Annotated in this window: 11 protein-coding genes and 1 rRNA gene; 7 read left to right on the top strand and 5 right to left on the bottom strand. The window is 45.3% G+C overall.

What is annotated here, in order from left to right; all coding sequences use genetic code 11:
• A 16S ribosomal RNA gene (locus tag LZG74_RS25355) occupies positions 1 to 114 on the bottom strand; the annotation flags it as partial.
• 269 nt (positions 115 to 383) lie between these two features.
• A complete protein-coding gene (locus tag LZG74_RS25350; RefSeq protein WP_233799251.1) occupies positions 384 to 728 on the bottom strand; it encodes a hypothetical protein in 345 nt (114 codons plus the stop codon).
• 188 nt (positions 729 to 916) lie between these two features.
• Here LZG74_RS25350 and LZG74_RS25345 point away from each other — a divergent pair, with 188 nt between their 5' ends.
• Both LZG74_RS25345 and LZG74_RS25340 read left to right on the top strand, forming a co-directional pair.
• Complete coding sequence (locus LZG74_RS25345; protein ID WP_233799250.1) at positions 917 to 3,181, top strand: ATP-dependent helicase; 2,265 nt, start codon at positions 917 to 919, stop codon at positions 3,179 to 3,181.
• Between the two features lie 112 nt (positions 3,182 to 3,293).
• Positions 3,294 to 4,790 carry a DUF4301 family protein gene (locus LZG74_RS25340; protein WP_233799249.1) on the top strand — a complete coding sequence of 499 codons (1,497 nt, stop codon included), beginning with the start codon at positions 3,294 to 3,296 and terminating at the stop codon, positions 4,788 to 4,790.
• A 77-nt stretch (positions 4,791 to 4,867) separates the two neighbouring features.
• Here LZG74_RS25340 and LZG74_RS25335 read toward each other — a convergent pair whose 3' ends face one another.
• A complete protein-coding gene (locus LZG74_RS25335) occupies positions 4,868 to 5,341 on the bottom strand; it encodes an Lrp/AsnC family transcriptional regulator (RefSeq protein ID WP_015813234.1) in 474 nt (157 codons plus the stop codon).
• A gap of 185 nt (positions 5,342 to 5,526) precedes the next feature.
• The gene (locus tag LZG74_RS25330) at positions 5,527 to 6,468 is read right to left on the bottom strand and encodes a GDP-L-fucose synthase (protein ID WP_256565286.1); all 942 of its coding nucleotides are present in this window, start codon (positions 6,466 to 6,468) and stop codon (positions 5,527 to 5,529) included.
• Positions 6,469 to 6,606: 138 nt separating this feature from the next.
• Here LZG74_RS25330 and LZG74_RS25325 point away from each other — a divergent pair, with 138 nt between their 5' ends.
• Both LZG74_RS25325 and LZG74_RS25320 read left to right on the top strand, forming a co-directional pair.
• Positions 6,607 to 7,575 (top strand): toxin-antitoxin system YwqK family antitoxin, encoded by a 969-nt coding sequence (locus tag LZG74_RS25325; RefSeq protein WP_233799248.1) that lies wholly within the window; start codon positions 6,607 to 6,609, stop codon positions 7,573 to 7,575.
• Positions 7,576 to 7,651: 76 nt separating this feature from the next.
• Positions 7,652 to 9,352 (top strand): hypothetical protein, encoded by a 1,701-nt coding sequence (locus LZG74_RS25320; protein WP_233799247.1) that lies wholly within the window; start codon positions 7,652 to 7,654, stop codon positions 9,350 to 9,352.
• A 3-nt stretch (positions 9,353 to 9,355) separates the two neighbouring features.
• On the opposite strand, the gene LZG74_RS25315 is transcribed toward LZG74_RS25320, so the two are convergent.
• Positions 9,356 to 10,696: a D-alanyl-D-alanine carboxypeptidase/D-alanyl-D-alanine-endopeptidase gene (locus LZG74_RS25315; protein WP_233799246.1), complete on the bottom strand. Its 1,341-nt coding sequence runs from the start codon at positions 10,694 to 10,696 to the stop codon at positions 9,356 to 9,358.
• A 146-nt stretch (positions 10,697 to 10,842) separates the two neighbouring features.
• On the opposite strand from LZG74_RS25315, the gene LZG74_RS25310 reads away from it, so the two are divergent.
• Genes LZG74_RS25310 through LZG74_RS25300 form a run of 3 tightly spaced genes read left to right on the top strand, consistent with a single transcriptional unit; the run spans position 10,843 to position 16,551 of the window.
• Positions 10,843 to 12,792 (top strand): ATP-dependent DNA helicase RecQ, encoded by a 1,950-nt coding sequence (locus LZG74_RS25310; protein WP_233799245.1) that lies wholly within the window; start codon positions 10,843 to 10,845, stop codon positions 12,790 to 12,792.
• Positions 12,789 to 14,216, top strand: a complete 1,428-nt coding sequence (locus LZG74_RS25305) for a DUF5723 family protein (protein ID WP_233799244.1) — start codon at positions 12,789 to 12,791, stop codon at positions 14,214 to 14,216. Before LZG74_RS25310 ends, LZG74_RS25305 begins: the two co-directional genes overlap by 4 nt.
• 13 nt (positions 14,217 to 14,229) lie before the next feature.
• Positions 14,230 to 16,551 (top strand): CehA/McbA family metallohydrolase, encoded by a 2,322-nt coding sequence (locus tag LZG74_RS25300; RefSeq protein WP_233799243.1) that lies wholly within the window; start codon positions 14,230 to 14,232, stop codon positions 16,549 to 16,551.
• The last annotated feature ends 25 nt before the right edge of the window (positions 16,552 to 16,576 follow it).

The raw sequence follows: 16,576 nt of genomic DNA, 5'->3' as shown, positions 1-16,576 counted from the left end.
AGGTTGCATACGCGTTACGCACCCGTACGACGGTGACATTGCTGCCCCCTCGCCTTGCATGTATTAAGCCTGCCGCTAGCGTTCATCCTGAGCCAGGATCAAACTCTCCATTGTAAATTTTGTTGTGATCTCTCTTCCGAAAAAGAGGATCGAATCTTCTTAAACGAACTTTCTTTTTGCTCTCTTCATCATGTCAAAGAACGTTGCTCTGAATCTTTCAGAACTAGTGGTTTCGCCGTCTGCGCTACCGTTGTTCCCGATTGGGAGTGCAAAAGTGCAGGCTTTATTTTTAATACGCAAGCACTAGGCACAAATATTTATCAACTTTTTTTGCGAATTCTTCTAACCGCTTCATAATCAGAACTGACCGCTTAAAAGTTTTTTTAAATATTTTTGAAATACTCAATAACATGCATTTTCAAAAGCGCTTCCTGCTTCAGAATATCACCCACAGGCAGCGCGCGCTCCAACTTGTAATGCGGCCAGCCTTCCTTATCTATATGCTCTAATGTGTAGTAGGACGATAAGCTTAGCACTTTACATATTCCTATATGCATCAGATCCTGCTTTTGTTCTTTCGTAAACCTTTTTGCACCCATTCCCAATTCCTGAACCCCTATCAAAAACAAAACGCCATTGAGATCCCCCGGCTTCTTTCCTATTAATTGTTCAAGCTGGTCCAGCAAATGTTCCCATTGCATTTCCAGAGGCTGATCTTCGATATTCATATATAATGTTACAATTGTCTGTCAGAAATAAACCGTCAAATCTACTTTGACGTTCTCAGTATACAATACAATTTTAGAAAGCCCTTTTTCGGGCGTCCGAAACAAACATTGGAAGAATGCTTTTGATGGTTTTTCCTAACTTTGGTTTTTGCTGTAATTAGATTGATAAATTGGATAAGCATAATATTTTGAATCATAACGAATATTTGTCAACGCTTAACGAACCTCAACGCGAGGCCGTTTTGCATGGTGATGGACCTTTAATGATCATAGCGGGTGCGGGTTCGGGGAAAACGAGGGTCCTTACTTATCGTATTGCGCATCTGATCGAAAACGGCGTTGATCCATTCCGCATTCTTTCCCTGACCTTTACCAATAAGGCTTCGGGAGAAATGCGTCACCGGATCGAAGGTGCAGTTGGAACAGAGGCAAGAAACATCTGGATGGGCACATTTCACTCTGTTTTTGCAAAAATACTCCGGATAGAGGCGCGTTACCTGGGTTATACAAGTGACTTTTCCATCTACGACACAGATGATTCCAAGTCGCTTTTGCGGAGCATTATAAAGGAATACAACCTCGACGATAAAGTGTATAAGGCCAATGTTGTCTTTAACCGGATTTCCGGAGCTAAAAACAGACTGGTTTCTGCGGATGATTATCTGGCCAATCCGGCTATTCAGGCGGACGATGACGCTGCGAAGATGAAGGAGATCGGCAGGTTGTATAAAACATATGTCATGCGCTGTTTTCAGGCGAATGCGATGGACTTTGATGATCTGCTTTTTAATACCAATGTTCTTTTTCGCGATTTTCCCGATGTACTATATAAGTACCAGCACAAATTCCAGCACGTGATGGTGGATGAGTTCCAGGATACGAACGTTTCGCAGTATCTAATTACCCGGAAACTTTCGGCTGTTCACAGGAACATCGTGGTGGTAGGTGACGATGCGCAAAGCATTTATGCATTCCGCGGCGCCAATATTGAGAACATTCTGAATTTTGAAAAGGACTTTCCGGACGTAAGGGTCATCAAGCTGGAACAGAATTACCGCTCAACGAGCACGATCGTGAATGCTGCCAACTCTGTTATTGCCCGCAACAAAGCGCAGCTGGAAAAAAGGACATTTACGGATAATGAGGAAGGTTCATTAATAGATGTCATCAAAGCTGGATCTGATAATGAAGAGGGACGCCTGGTGGCTACGGCGATCTTTGAGGAAAAAATGTCGAAGGCGCTGCGAAATGAGAATTTTGCTATCCTATATAGGACCAATGCGCAATCCAGGTCTTTTGAAGAAGCGCTCCGTAAGCTTGGAATAAAATACCGGATTATTGGCGGACAATCTTTTTATCAAAGAAAAGAGATCAAGGACTTGCTTGCTTACCTGCGTTTTACTGTGAACCAGCGCGATGAAGAAGCATTTAAACGCATCATTAACCTTCCTAAAAGAGGCATAGGCGATGGCACAGTGGCAAAAATCGCGGTTGCAGCCTCCGAAAACGGTATTCCGATCTGGGAAGTGGTTGCTAACATCGGCAAATATGCCAGTGGAAGGACCATAACGCCGATCGAGCAGTTTGCTACTTTGATCAAAAGCTTTAAAATTATGGTCGAAGAAGGCAAAGATGCTTACGAGGTGTCGGCGCACATTGCCAAGGTTTCGGGGATCTTGCGGGAATTATATGAAGACAAAACGGTAGAAGGGCTTTCGCGCTACGAAAACGTTCAGGAGTTGTTGAACGGGATCAAGGAATTTGTAGATAATGAAGAAACAGAAGACAAAACATTAAGTGCATTCCTTCAATCCGTTTCTCTATTGACGAACGCCGACGAACCGGATGATAATAATGATAACGACCGGGTTACGATGATGACCATTCACTCTGCGAAAGGCCTGGAATTCCGGAATGTATTTATTGTGGGCTTGGAAGAAGACCTTTTCCCAAGCCAGATGATGCTGGAAAGCCGTCAGGACCTGGAAGAAGAACGAAGATTGTTTTATGTGGCCATTACCCGCGCCGAAAAAAAGCTTTCCTTCTCTTACGCCGAAAGCCGTTACCAATGGGGAAGATTGAAAATGTGCGAACCAAGCCGTTTCCTACTGGAAGTCGATCCGCATTTCCTGAATGTTTCCAACATGCTTCACGGAGCGCCTACGCGGGATAGCGTGAGTCCTGTAACGTCCTTTGCAAGGAATTTAACCCAAAGGAAACCTGCTCCGACTCCATCCAGCACGACAGTTTCACATACGCCGTCCGAAGATTTCGTGCCCACCGACACATTTGATCTCAAAGAAGGAGACAAAGTGGAACATTTGAAGTTTGGTTTCGGAGAAGTAACGAGGATGGACGTGAATGGCACCGACCGCAAGGCAACCGTTAATTTTAAACTTGTCGGAGAGAAAACTTTGCTGCTGAGCTTCGCCAAGCTCCGTATTCTGAAATAATTCGCTTAGCATGATTATAGTACGTTTGTCGGCAGCTTTAATGTTTTAACGGTCCCTGCTACACTTCTTTAAACTTAAACACCCTAAAACTTCACCATTAAACAACATGAATATGTTTATTGAAAAAGACATTATACAAATACAAGAACGCGGAAGCGATATTGCCACAGTAGAAGAACAAGTCAATTATTTTGTAAACGGATTCCCCTTCCTCCAACTTTCAAAAGCTGCCACCGTCGGCGATGGCATCATTCGCCTCACCGACGACCAAATTGCGACCGTAATCAGTGAATTTGATAAAAGTGCTTCTGAGGGCGAAATTGCACTCTTGAAGTTTGTTCCTGCCTCCGGTGCTGCTACGAGAATGTTCAAATCCCTTTTCGGGTTTTTGCAGGATGATAAAAAAGACAAATCTGTTGAAGAGTTTTTTGGCAAACTAAAAGACTTTGCATTCTATGAGGATCTGAAAACCTCCCTCGCTGCCGACGGAAACGACATTGAGACGGCGGATGAAAAAACGATTGCATCTTACTTCCTGACTAACAAGGGATTAGGTTATGGTGAGCTGCCAAAAGGTTTGCTGAAATTCCATAATTACGAAGAGCGTTCCAGGACACCATTGGAAGAACATTTGGTAGAAGGTGCGAAATACGCCAACGCCGGAAGCAATGTCCAGATCCATTTTACGGTTTCGCCGGAACACCGTGACAAGTTTGAAAAACTGGTGGTAGAAGTATTGCCAACTTACCAGAGTGAGTTTGGCGTACGTTACATTGTTTCGTTCTCCGAACAGCAAAGCTCAACGGATACCATTGCGGTTAACCTGGACAACACGCCTTTCCGTGAAAAGGACGACAGTCTATTATTCCGCCCGGCAGGTCACGGCGCATTGCTGGATAATCTTGGACAGCTGGATGCGGACATTATTTTTATCAAAAACATTGATAATGTGGTTCCTGACAGAATCAAACAGGACACCATTACTTATAAGAAAGCGCTGGCCGGCATTGTCTTAAGTTACCAAAAAAGGATTTTCTCTTATCTTGAAAAACTGAAAGACCAGGCTAACCCAGCATTACTAAGCGAATTGGACGGTTTTTTCAAGACAGAACTTTGCGTAGTGCCTCCGGCTGACTTCGATTCATGGTCGGATGATCAGAAAGCCATTTATTTTCAGAAAAAATTGGACAGGCCCTTGCGCGCTTGCGGAATGGTGAAAAATCTGGGAGAACCGGGCGGCGGTCCGTTTTGGGCTGAGAATGCGGACGGTTCGTCCTCATTGCAGATTGTAGAATCGGCGCAAGTGGATGTGGATGATGAATCGCAAAACAGCATTTTCAAGAATTCAACGCACTTTAATCCAGTGGATCTCGTGTGCGCGGTGAAGAATAGCAAAGGCGAATTGTATGATCTGAAAAAATTCCGTGATCCCTTAACGGGCTTCATTACCGGAAAATCGAAAGATGGTAAGGAGCTGAAAGCGCAGGAATTGCCAGGATTATGGAACGGCGCTATGGCAGATTGGAACACATTGTTCGTGGAAGTGCCCTTAATTACATTTAATCCGGTAAAAACGGTGAATGATCTGCTGCGTGAGCAACACCAGTAAAACTCATTTATATATCAAATAAAAAACGCCAGACTTTAAAATCTGGCGTTTTTTATTTGGTGACTTTATAGAATCCATCAAGGGATCGGCAATACTTTGCTTTCTTTAAATGTCGAAAGAATAACCATCGTTTGTGTGCTGGCAACTTCTTCAATCTCATTTATTTTTTCAAGCATCAACTTCTGATATGTGCTGATGTCCTTTGAAATCACACGAAGAAGAAAATCTCCTGTTCCGGTAATATGGTGACATTCAATAACTTCGGGAATTGCATGTATCTTTTCGACAAAAGACTCTGTTACCGCCTTCCTGTGTCCAACCAGGGAAATTTGTACAAATGTGCTAACGCCCAAGCCTACTTTCTCCGGCTCCAGTTGCGCATGATAGCTTTTGATAATTCCTGATTGCTCTAATTTTTTGACACGCTCCAAAGTAGGTGCAGGCGATAGGCCTATTTCCTTGGACAGTTGCGCGTTAGTTATTTTTGCGTTCGTTTGTAAGATCTCCAGTACTTTACGGTCTATCTGGTCTAACTTAATAATGGCCGACATTTCTCTATGACTAAGGTTTTATATTGCCCCTTTTTTAGGACGCTGCAAAACTAATTAGTTTCCCGAAGAATCTTACAATTATATACTGAAAATTTGTCAAAAAATAGAATTATCGTAGGCAAAAACAGAATTTAGTTTTGAAATATTAGGCTTTTACCAATTGTAACTTTTCGTATGCAATTGGTTTACACTGCGTAAGTTTCGATCTTTTGCAGAAAATCTTGATAAGTAACCGCTATTCCATCCTCCAATTCCACGCGGTGTTTCCAGCCAAGCGCGTGCAGCTTGCTCACATCCATTAGTTTACGCGGCGTTCCGTCGGGTTTGTCGGTGTTCCAATGAATTTCTCCGGTATAACCAGTTACACGCTGGATCATTTCGGCAAGCGTTTTGATGGACACATCTGCACCCACTCCAACATTCAGGAAACCGGGCTCATCGTAGTTTTGCATCAGGAAATAACACGCATCTGCAAGGTCATCAGCGTGCAGAAACTCCCTTAACGGAGATCCTGTGCCCCATAGCTCAACAAATGGCTTATTTTCTTCCTTCGCCTCATGGAATTTGCGGATCATGGCAGGAAGCACGTGCGAATTGTTCAGATCGTAATTATCGTTGGGGCCGTAAAGGTTTGTCGGCATGACAGAGATGAAATTGCAGCCGTATTGTGCGCGGTATGCTTCACACATTTTTATTCCGGCAATCTTCGCAATTGCATAAGGCTCATTGGTTGGCTCTAAAAGTCCTGTCAGCAAAGAGTCTTCATGAAGCGGTTGCGGAGCCAGTTTCGGATAAATGCAGCTGGAACCTAGGAACATCAGCTTTTTGGCATCTGTACGATAAGCGCTGTCGATGACATTGTTCTGTATCAATAAATTATCGTGCAAGAATTCGGCCCTGTAAATGTTATTGGCCATAATCCCGCCTACTTTCGCTGCTGCTAAAAAAATATACTCCGGCCGCTCGGTCTCAAAAAAGTTTCTGACTGCACTTTGATCACGCAGATCCAGCTCAGAAGAGGTCTTAAGCAGGAAATTATCAAACCCTTCTTTCACTAATTTCCGATGAATGGCAGAGCCAACCATTCCACGATGTCCGGCGATATAAATTTTAGCGCTTTTTTCCACTGCGTTTTTTTTAAATTTGTGCGTTGATAATCAATATAGAAATAATCAATTCGTTACAAAAGTAACAATCTTGCTCTGAAGAAAAATTCAATATACATGCAAAGAATCATTCTTTTATGGTGCTTTTTCGCTCTTATAATGGCAGAAACGGCATCGGGGCAATTGGAGCAGCAGACAGAAACGCCCGCCTGGCTTCCAAAAGAAACGGTCAAGAAAGATACGGTTAACCGCTCCAAGGGACTCAAATCCTTTGTTTCCGGCCTGGATCCTGTAATGGGCACGTCTGTGCCAGGTGTGAATGGAAAACCTACAAGTCTGTCTACATTGTTTGGCGAGACGATTCCGGATCTCGGGTTGAAGGTTAAAGAATACAAAAGCCAGAAAAAAGACCGCAAAAGCAAAAAGGAAAAAGCAAAACTTGCCAAGGTGCAGTATGAAGGCATTCCTATGCAAAGCATGTCTGTCAAATACGGAAGTGGCGACCGCGCAACGGTTGAATATTTTCATGTTTTGAAGGAATACAAACCCCTGAACCAGTATGTCATGGGCGCCAACACGCGTTGGTATGACAAGAAAGGCAAGAAATTAAGCTCTGCGCTCATTAAGGATAAGAACCAAGCATTGCCGCTTCACGGCTCTTACAAGAAATACAGCGGCGAAAACCTGATCGAGGAAGGTTTTTACTACATGGGTGTGAAAGATGGCCGATGGGTGAAGTACGATACAAAGTTTAATCTGATTGACAAGTCTGTCTGGGAGCGCGGCTTCCCTGCCGAATCGCAGATCACTTACTATGACTCGGCCCACAGCCAGATTAAAGAGGTGTTACCCGTCATGTTCGGACAGGTTGAGGGCGAGTATTTACAATTTTATAAGGAAGGTCAGCTGGCAGTGAGCGGCAAATACGATGGCGGCGCGAAGATTGGTCGCTGGGTAGAATACTATCAGTTCAAACGCCAGCGCAAGAAGGAAATTCAATATCCGAAGTCGGGCTGGGATGAAGAATTTGAGCCATTTGTGCTGCGGGAATGGGATGAAAAGGGCAAACTTCTTTACGATTATACCAAGGATCCGCGTGCCTCAACAGAAGAGGAAACGGAAAATTAAAGCCCCGAATGGTTGAAAATCCTCAATCACCTGCTTAATTAGCATGCCGGATTTTGCGGCATGAATGAATTGAAATATGTTTTTGACTCTCCTAGGCTTTATCCGGAATAAGATCTGGCTGGCATTTTTGCTGTGTATTGCCCCCATTATCATTTATATCTGGGTTTTCCAATCTATTGCACTGAATGTCAATTACGTAGCCTTTGACGATATCCTTGTTTTCGGCATTATTCCTGAGTTCGAAAGAGCGACATGGCCTGAGCGCTGGCAGTTGCTGACCACATTATTTCCTGAGCACCGCCTCGTTTTTTCCCGGTCGGTAATCCTTCTGTTTTACGACATTTTTGGCCGCGTTAACCTCGTCTGGCTGATGATCGTGGCCAACATTTGCTGGGGATTGTGCGCATTTATTTTTTATAAGGCATTTCAAAAGCTGCACCTGTCGATCTGGTATTTTGTGCCGGTCATGTGGCTTTGGTTTAACATTCAATCCTACGAAAACATTTTTTGGGGCGTTAGCTCGCTGTGCAACTTCGGCGTGATCCTATTTGTGCTGTCAGCACTTTATTTTGCTGCCTATCATCCCAAAAGGGTTTTTGTCAGCTTAATTTTCGCCGTTGCTGCCACTTTTACCTATGGTAATGGCTTGATGGTTTTTCCTGTTATCGCGCTCATGTTCCTGATTACAGGGCGCCGGAACCAGTTTTTCACAACCGTGCTTTTTACCGCGTTTGTAGCGCTCATTTACTTCCTCGACTTTACGCCCATCACCCAAAACCTTAGCTTTTCCGATCCGCAACAAGTCAAAGAAGGCTTTTTCGGATTGTTCGGCTTTATTGGTTCCATTGCAACTGTAAGCGCTTACAGCATTCCGTTATCAGCCATGTATATCGCCTCCGCATTCGGAATGTTGCTGGTGATCGCATTCATTTTTTTATATCAAAAACAAATTCTACCCCTTTGGCATGCTGCCTGGCTGAAATCAAAATATACCAACCGCACAGCCATATTTGCGCTCGCTATCCTTATTTTCATCGGCATTACCACGCTTGCGTTAACCTATAAACGCATTCCTACGGATACGTTTGCGGGCATGTTCAAAGGTCGTTACCGGATGTATTCCACCATGTGCTGCATTGCGTTGTACTTTGCCTTTCTGAGCTTGAAAAGCCATCATACGAGGCTGCGCTTATCGCCTGTTTTCCTGATATCGGCCATTGTGTTAAACATGGTGATACTCCATGGCAACTTTGCAGAAGCTGTTAATTACCGCCGTTCGGCCGTCACCCAGGAATTCAATGCACGTTATAATGCCGATTGGCTCGGTATCCGCATGTTTTCAATGGATCAAAAGCATTTTGAGAAAATCAGAGCATACTACAATTCCACGGACCCGCTCGCAGAAGGCTGGAATCCAAAGGCAGATCTCGCCGGAATGGCTTGTGACAGCATATATACGCCTGATTTGATCACCCAATCCGGTGATTATCTGGCAATTAATTTTGAACAGGATTTTTTCAAACCCGTGAAAGATTATACAGATGGCGCTTACGTGATTTTGAAATCAAAAGACCACGTTTATACCACGCCGCCCAATCAATCTGCGGTGCCATTGAGAACGACCATCCGCCGGGGAATGTATTTCAATAAAGGTGCTTTCGCCAATTTTCACAGGGCAACCATTGAACCAGGAAATTATTCGATCTTTTTAATGATCCGGAAAAACGGACAAAATAAGATATACTGCACTGGTAAGACCTGGAATGAGATTGATTAGCCCTTAAAATTTCTCATGTAAGCCAGTCAGTATGCGCTCTACTTCCTTCCTGACTTCGCTGCCGGGGCGTGTGAAATTGTTATTCATGAAGCTGAAAACCATTGTTTTGCCCTTCTTGGTGATCAGGTAACCGCTAATGTTGTAATTATTACTAAAACTTCCGGTTTTGGCAAAAACAAATGGTTTCTCCCCTTTGAACTGGTTGCTCAATGTTCCCGATCTGCCACCCGACGGCAGGATTTGAAACAGCTTTTCCTGCGGCACTTTCTGATGGATTTTTTGAAGCAAGGCAGAAATAGTTCTCGGTGTAAAAAGGTTATAACGGCTTAATCCTGAGCCATCCTTCCAGACCAACTTATCCGGTAAATCACTCATATGGTGCTCAATGGCGTGTGCTATGGCCTTTTCCGTATTGAGCGGAAGGCCGTTTGCTGATGCGTAAAGGAGCATCAGTTGCTCTGCCAGCATGTTATCGCTCACCTGCATCATTCTTTTATAAAGTGAATCGGAAGGAATGCTGTTCACCTTTTGCAGCTCGATTTCCAGTGGAATGTTGATCAGTTTGATCTCCTTTTTCAATGTATCGCTCAGCAACTGAACCGTGATCGCGTCGGTCATCCGCACCGGAACATCCTGGATAAGGCCCTGAGGCACACCCAGTTTGGAATGACGGAACAAATTCTGCATTTCGTCGCGCTCAATGCCGGAAGCCGCTGTATCCAGAACCATTGCTTTATCCCAGAATGCGGGAGAAACCCGAAAGCTCCTGGAAGCCTTTTCCGGAGCGCCGGGAACCGCATCGTTCGATTCGTCTTCCTTGGCAGCACTGCTGGCTGCCATATTCGCAGAAAAGCGCGCAATGTTGCCATAAACCGGCAAAGGCGAAATTTCCGGCTGATAGTAATCGTTGTAATCGCTCCACGCCCAGCCCGAGCCGTAGCGCTTGTTTTCAAAATTATATGGCGTGAAAAAGATCGCTTCTTTTCGGTTTTTCAAAAATTCAAAAACCTTGCTCTTTGGTAAATCCGGATGTAAAAGTGAGGGATCGCCTGTGCCGCGGATAAGGAGTAACTCGCCCCATTCCAGATATTCCAGGCCTGGAATCGAATCGCCAAGGGCACACAAGCCTGAATAGTAGCTGAATAATTTGGTGTTGGATGCCGGATTGTAATATTTGTTGCTCTGGTAAGCCGCGAGTTCTTTTTTCTCTCCGAGCTTTTGGATTGAGACGCCCGTATGCTGCTGACTGAGGACCGGGGAATTTTTTAATTCCCGTTTTAAATAATGAGATACCGAGCAACCTGAAAGCATTAAAACACTAACAAAGAAGATAAGCGTGCGCATGGAAATGTAACCTGGAATTATGGATGATGTGCGAATTTGAATGGAATTTACAATTTTATCGTATGCAATTGCGCAATTCTTTACTAAAACGAACATTATGACCTTACTTTGTATTTTATTCATTACGCACTAGGACAAGACCCCTCATGACGGATCTTCACGCTATCCTGAAGCAATACTGGGGTTACGACACCTTCCGCCCTTTTCAGGAGGATGCGATCAAAACAGTTCTTAATGGCATCGATACGCTGGTTCTGCTCCCGACAGGCGGCGGCAAGTCTGTGTGTTTTCAGGTGCCCGTGCTTGCAATGGAAGGCGTTTGCATTGTGGTTACACCGCTGATCGCATTGATGAAAGATCAGGTAGAGCAGTTGAAACGCCGGTCCATTTCTGCGGCTGCAATACATTCCGGCATGAGCAAGAATGAGATCGATATAACGCTCGACAATTGCATACACGGTAATACAAAATTTTTATACGTCTCTCCCGAAAGGTTACGGACCGACATTATGGTTGCCCGGGTGAAACAAATGGATGTTTGCCTGCTTGCAATTGATGAGGCGCATTGCATTTCTGCCTGGGGCTATGACTTCCGGCCGGCCTACCTTTTAATTTCAGATTTCCGGAAAATAATCGCCGGAGTTCCATCGCCCGCTGGAAAACGTCAGGATGTTCCTCTAATGGCGCTTACTGCAACTGCGACCGAAGAAGTAAGGGCCGACATTCTTGAAAAACTTGAAATGCGCAATGCGCGGGTTTTCAAACAATCTTTCGCCCGGGCAAACCTCTCTTACTCAGCATTTTCCGAGGACAATAAAGAGCGCAAGCTGCTGCAAATCCTGAAAAACGTAGCCGGAACAGCCATCGTATACGTGCGGACACGAAAGCGCACGAAGGAACTGGCCGATTGGCTTAACAGACAAGGCATCAGCGCACAGAATTACCACGCAGGACTGCCCTTCCGCGAGCGAAGCGACCGCCAGACGGCTTGGATCAAAAACCAGGTCAGAGTTGTGGTTGCCACCAATGCATTCGGGATGGGCATTGACAAGCCGGATGTGCGTGCAGTGGTTCATTTTGATCTGCCGGATAACCTCGAAGCCTATTATCAGGAAGCTGGGCGTGCTGGCCGCGACGAACAAAAAGCTTACGCTGTTGCATTGTTTACGAAGATCGACCTGGAAGAGCTTTCTGAAAGTGTAGAAAGGAAATACCCACCGATAGAAGTCCTGAAAAGGGTTTACCAGGCACTTGCCAATTATTACAAACTTGCAGTTGGCGGAGGTGAATTTGCCAGTTTTGATTTTGATATACAGGAGTTTACCGGAATTTTTGGCCTTGCCGTAAATGAAACGCATTACGCTTTAAAACTGCTCGAAGAAGAAGGTTTCCTGCAACTGAGCGAAAGTTTTAATGACGCGTCAAAAATTCATTTTCTCGTTGATAATCGCCAATTATACGATTTTCAGATACGTTACCAGGAAATGGATTCGTTTATCAAGGTAATTCTGAGGATGTATGGCGGGGAACTGTTTACGGAATATGTGCGGATCTCTGAAAACGAGCTGGGCCAGGTTTATTTCGCGCCGGAAAATGAGGTTGTGAAGAAATTGAAATTCATGCACGAACGGGAAATCATCGACTATGAACCCCGGAAAAGCAAACCGCAACTCACTTTCCTGACGCCCCGGTATGATGCAACATTATTACCGCTTAACGTTTTTGAAATAAATAAGAAAAAAGAGCGGGACATTCAAAAAGCGCGTGCTGTGGCACATTATGCATCCCACACCCGCATTTGCCGGACTTTGCTCTTATTAGAATATTTCAATGAATTTGATGCGGAAGCATGTGGAGTTTGTGACATTTGCATTCAAAACAAGAAAAACGAACTGGCTCAAAACCCCGGACTGGAAACTACGGTAACCAATTTTTTGGCACAAAATGGCCCGGTAACGCCCAATGAGCTGGGCATAGCATTTGAAGACATTCCTGAAAAGGATTTTTTACAGACATTACAACAATTGATCAAAGAGGAAACGATCCGGTATGATGATGCCGGGAAGCTATCCTTGACTAACAAAACTCAACATTGAAAAAATCAGTCCTTACCTTCGCACTATTCCTTTGCATTCTATCACAAGCGGTTTACGCTCAGCAAATTCCAGGTCTTGAACTAAGCAATTACGGAGGCTTGTACAGGGCTACGCGCAATCCCGCAGTCCTGGGCGGGCCCAAACACAAATGGCAGATCAACATTGGAACATTAGGAGGAAGCATCAATTACCGGTATTTCAATTTTGTTGGTGAAAATTCCCTGCTATATCCGTTGCTGATTCCACATTCGACGAAAGAATTATACGGCCGCTCCCGGACAACCGGTTCCCTGCTCAATGATGACCCGATTTATACATTCAGTGAAATCCGCTGGCCTTCCGCAATGATCGCCATTGGCAAATATCAGGGGCTCGCACTACAATTCAGGACGAGGGGATTTGTACAAGGCAAAAACCTGCCCGACCCGATCCAGACGTTATATTTTCACCGGCTAGACACGGGCAGCACACCGCCAACCGACCAGCCGTGGGGTGATTTTAATCTGGTTCAGCAAAGCTTTTCGGATGTAAGTGTTTCCTATGGCGTGCAATTACTGGATCTTGACGCGCACAAACTTCGCATCGGTGTAACCGGAAAACGTGTTTTCGGAGCCAGGATCGGCTATTTGAATGGCTCGGCCGATCGTTACAGCATTCGCCCGCTGGCCGGCGCGGATGAGACGAGCGAGCTGGTTATCCAAAATTTCGCCTATGAAAGCGGTTACAGCAATCCTAACAAGAAAATGCGCATTTCAAATCTTTTCAATTCGGACCAATATGGCTCGGGATGGGGTTATGATCTGGGCTTTTCTTATGAGCTTGGGGCGTATTGGAATAAATCAAAAGAAGTGTTTGACGAAAGCCCGGAATATCTGGTAAGACTTTCGGGATCATTGACGGATGTGGGCTCCATACGTTATAAAACCAACCGCAGCAAAGTGAGTTCGGGACGTGAAACTGAGGCTGTTGTAGGCCAAAAAGAATTGGAGAATGTAAGCGACGAAGGTCCGGAGGGTTTCATGACGCTTTTCCCATCCGAACGCGACACGACATTCCAACGAAACATTCAGCTTCCGCAAGCGCTTCATTTAGAAGCAGATATTCAGTTAGTAAAAGGTTTTTTTCTGAATTTATCCAAAACAAAACCATACAAGCGCAGAAGCGGCGAATATCTGGATACTTACCAGCTCGAATCATTTACAATCACACCCAGATTCGAGGATGAAGATTCTGATTTTTCTTTCCCCATTTCCTTTATTAAGGGAAATAATAGGCCGTCTATTGGCGCTGTGGGGCATTTCGGGCCTGTTTTCTTAGGGTTCAGTAATGTTAACGGGTTATTGAAAAAAGGCGGAGCCAGAGGCAGCATGGTTTATTTAGGTTTTACTGCCTGGAAATTGAACAGGAAAAAAGACGCGGAATGATCTTTCATATAATATGAAAACATCTGCGCTCTTCTTCATCCAACTATTTCTCCCATTCTTGCTGGTCGCACAACATCACGACCATACAGCGCAACCGCAGACAACAGGTGTGGAGCCGCAGCCGTTGCTGGCCCAGGCCATGCGCTTGCAGGAAGCGCTTAAATTTTCGGGAAACGCATTAGCGGCGGAGGATGCCAAGAAGCTGAACGCATTGGGCAACAAGCTATTAACCCAGGAAACTGTTGCGGAAATACAGAAAATATTTGATCCCTATTGCCTTAATGTAGTCGATATTAACCCCGAAGGACGTGTAAAAGTGCTGCGTGGAGCTGCTAAGGCAACATTGATTCAGGGTGGCTGGACGAGTTTTTTGGTTAAAATAAAAAATGACGCCGGCATTACTGCCAAGTTGCAAGCCGAAAGCCCGAACGCTCAAAAACCCTACCATTCCCCTTCTTTCGAGCCAAAAGTAAAGAAAGAACATGAAGTGACGCCCGGACAAGTTGCCAACCGGTTTGCTGACATTCAAATGTATACCAAACCGCCGTTGCAGGATAATCTGACCGGTTTGAAGCTGGAATATGCCATCGTGCAGATTTATTCAAAGGACGCGGGCCAGCGCGATATTGAAGTGGCTTATAACGTAGGTCAGGGTTCCCAGGATCTTGGTTTCCGTAATTCGACGCACATTCTTTTCAATGCTAAACCTGCTGTAAAACTGAAGCTCAATGTGAAAGATGTGGACGGAAAACCCGTCATGGCATCTTTCCTTATCACCGACGGACAGGCACACGCTTCGGGAAAGTTTTCCGGCATCTACCCGCTTCCCTCCCGGCGCGTCGCCGCATTCGACACCTATCCTGATTTTTTCTTTCAGCCCCAAATTTACCGCGCCGACGGCGAGCATGTGATGTTGCCAGCCGGCAAATATCAGGTAAGTTATACGCGCGGACCTGAGTACATTAAGCAAGCAAAAGAAATCATTGTCCCTGAAAACAAAGATTCCATAACCGTTTCTTTTGAGCTGATACGCTGGATACAAATGACAAAGCTCGGCTGGCACAGCGCCGATCATCACATTCACGCAGCCGGTTGCAGCCATTACGACAGTCCTACCGAGGGTGTAGATCCCAAAGACATGTGGCGGCAAGCATTAGGCGAAGACCTGAATATGGCGGCCAACCTGGCCTGGGGCCCGAGCTGGTATCATCAGAAGACATTCTTTACCGGAAAAGATCATCCACTTTCCGACAAAAAGAACATTATGCGCAATGATGTGGAGGTTTCAGGATTCCCGTCGTCGCATTCGGGGCACATTGTGCTGCTGCGCATCAAAGAAGATGATTATCCCGGCACCACGCTCATCGAGCAGTGGCCTAGCTGGACCGCTCCCGTACTTTCGTGGGCCAAATCGCAGGGCGGCGTGGTGGGTTATGCGCATTCCGGTTGGGGTTTGCAGCCTTTGGAGCCAACGGATAAGCTGCCCAACTATGTTGTGCCGAAAATGGACGGCATCGGTGCTAACGAGTACATTGTGACGGTTACCAATGATCTGGTTGACTTTTTCAGCGCCGGTGACACGCCTGCGCCATGGGAATTGAACATGTATTACCACACATTAAACTGCGGTTTCAGGCCCAGGCTGAGTGGCGAGACCGACTTTCCATGCATTACGGACGCGCGGGTTGGTCAGGCAAGAAGTTATTTTAAACCTGTTGGTCCCTATAATTATGATAATTATGTGGCCGCTATCAAATCCGGCAGAAGTTACGTGTCGGATGGAAAATCGCATATTATGGACTTTTCCGTTAACGGAAAAGAGTCAGGTGTTGGTGATAGTGAGGTTGCTATCAAAATCAACGAAACGATAAACATTACAGCCAATGTCGCTGCATATCTTCCTGAAAAACAAGATGCAGCCGGTGAAGCGATCGCGAAAACGTCCATTATTCTGATGCCTTACTGGGACATTGAACGGGCCAGGATCGAGAAATCCAGGAAAGTCCGGGTGGAGCTGGTCGTTAACGGAGAAGCTGTTGACACTACGGAAATCAATGCGGATGGAGCGGTAAATAATGTTAAGTTCTCTTATAAGCCAGCAAAATCAGGCTGGGCTGCTGTGCGGGTTTTCCCGAGCTCACATTCCAATCCGATCTTTATAAAGGTGAATAATAAGCCGGTTATTGAGAAAAAAAGCGCTGAATGGTGCCTGGCAACATTGAATCAATGCTGGAAAATGAAGGAACCTAACATTCGAGCAGAGGAAAAAAAGGCTGCGGAAGCCGCATATGAGGAAGCCAGGAAAAAATATCAAGCAATTATCGCGGCTCCTTAGTGTTCTGGAAATCGTTCAGGATGTT

The organism is Dyadobacter sp. CY327, assembly GCF_021390415.1.
GTDB lineage: Bacteria > Bacteroidota > Bacteroidia > Cytophagales > Spirosomataceae > Dyadobacter > Dyadobacter chenhuakuii.
This window is presented reverse-complemented; position numbering and strand designations above follow the sequence as displayed.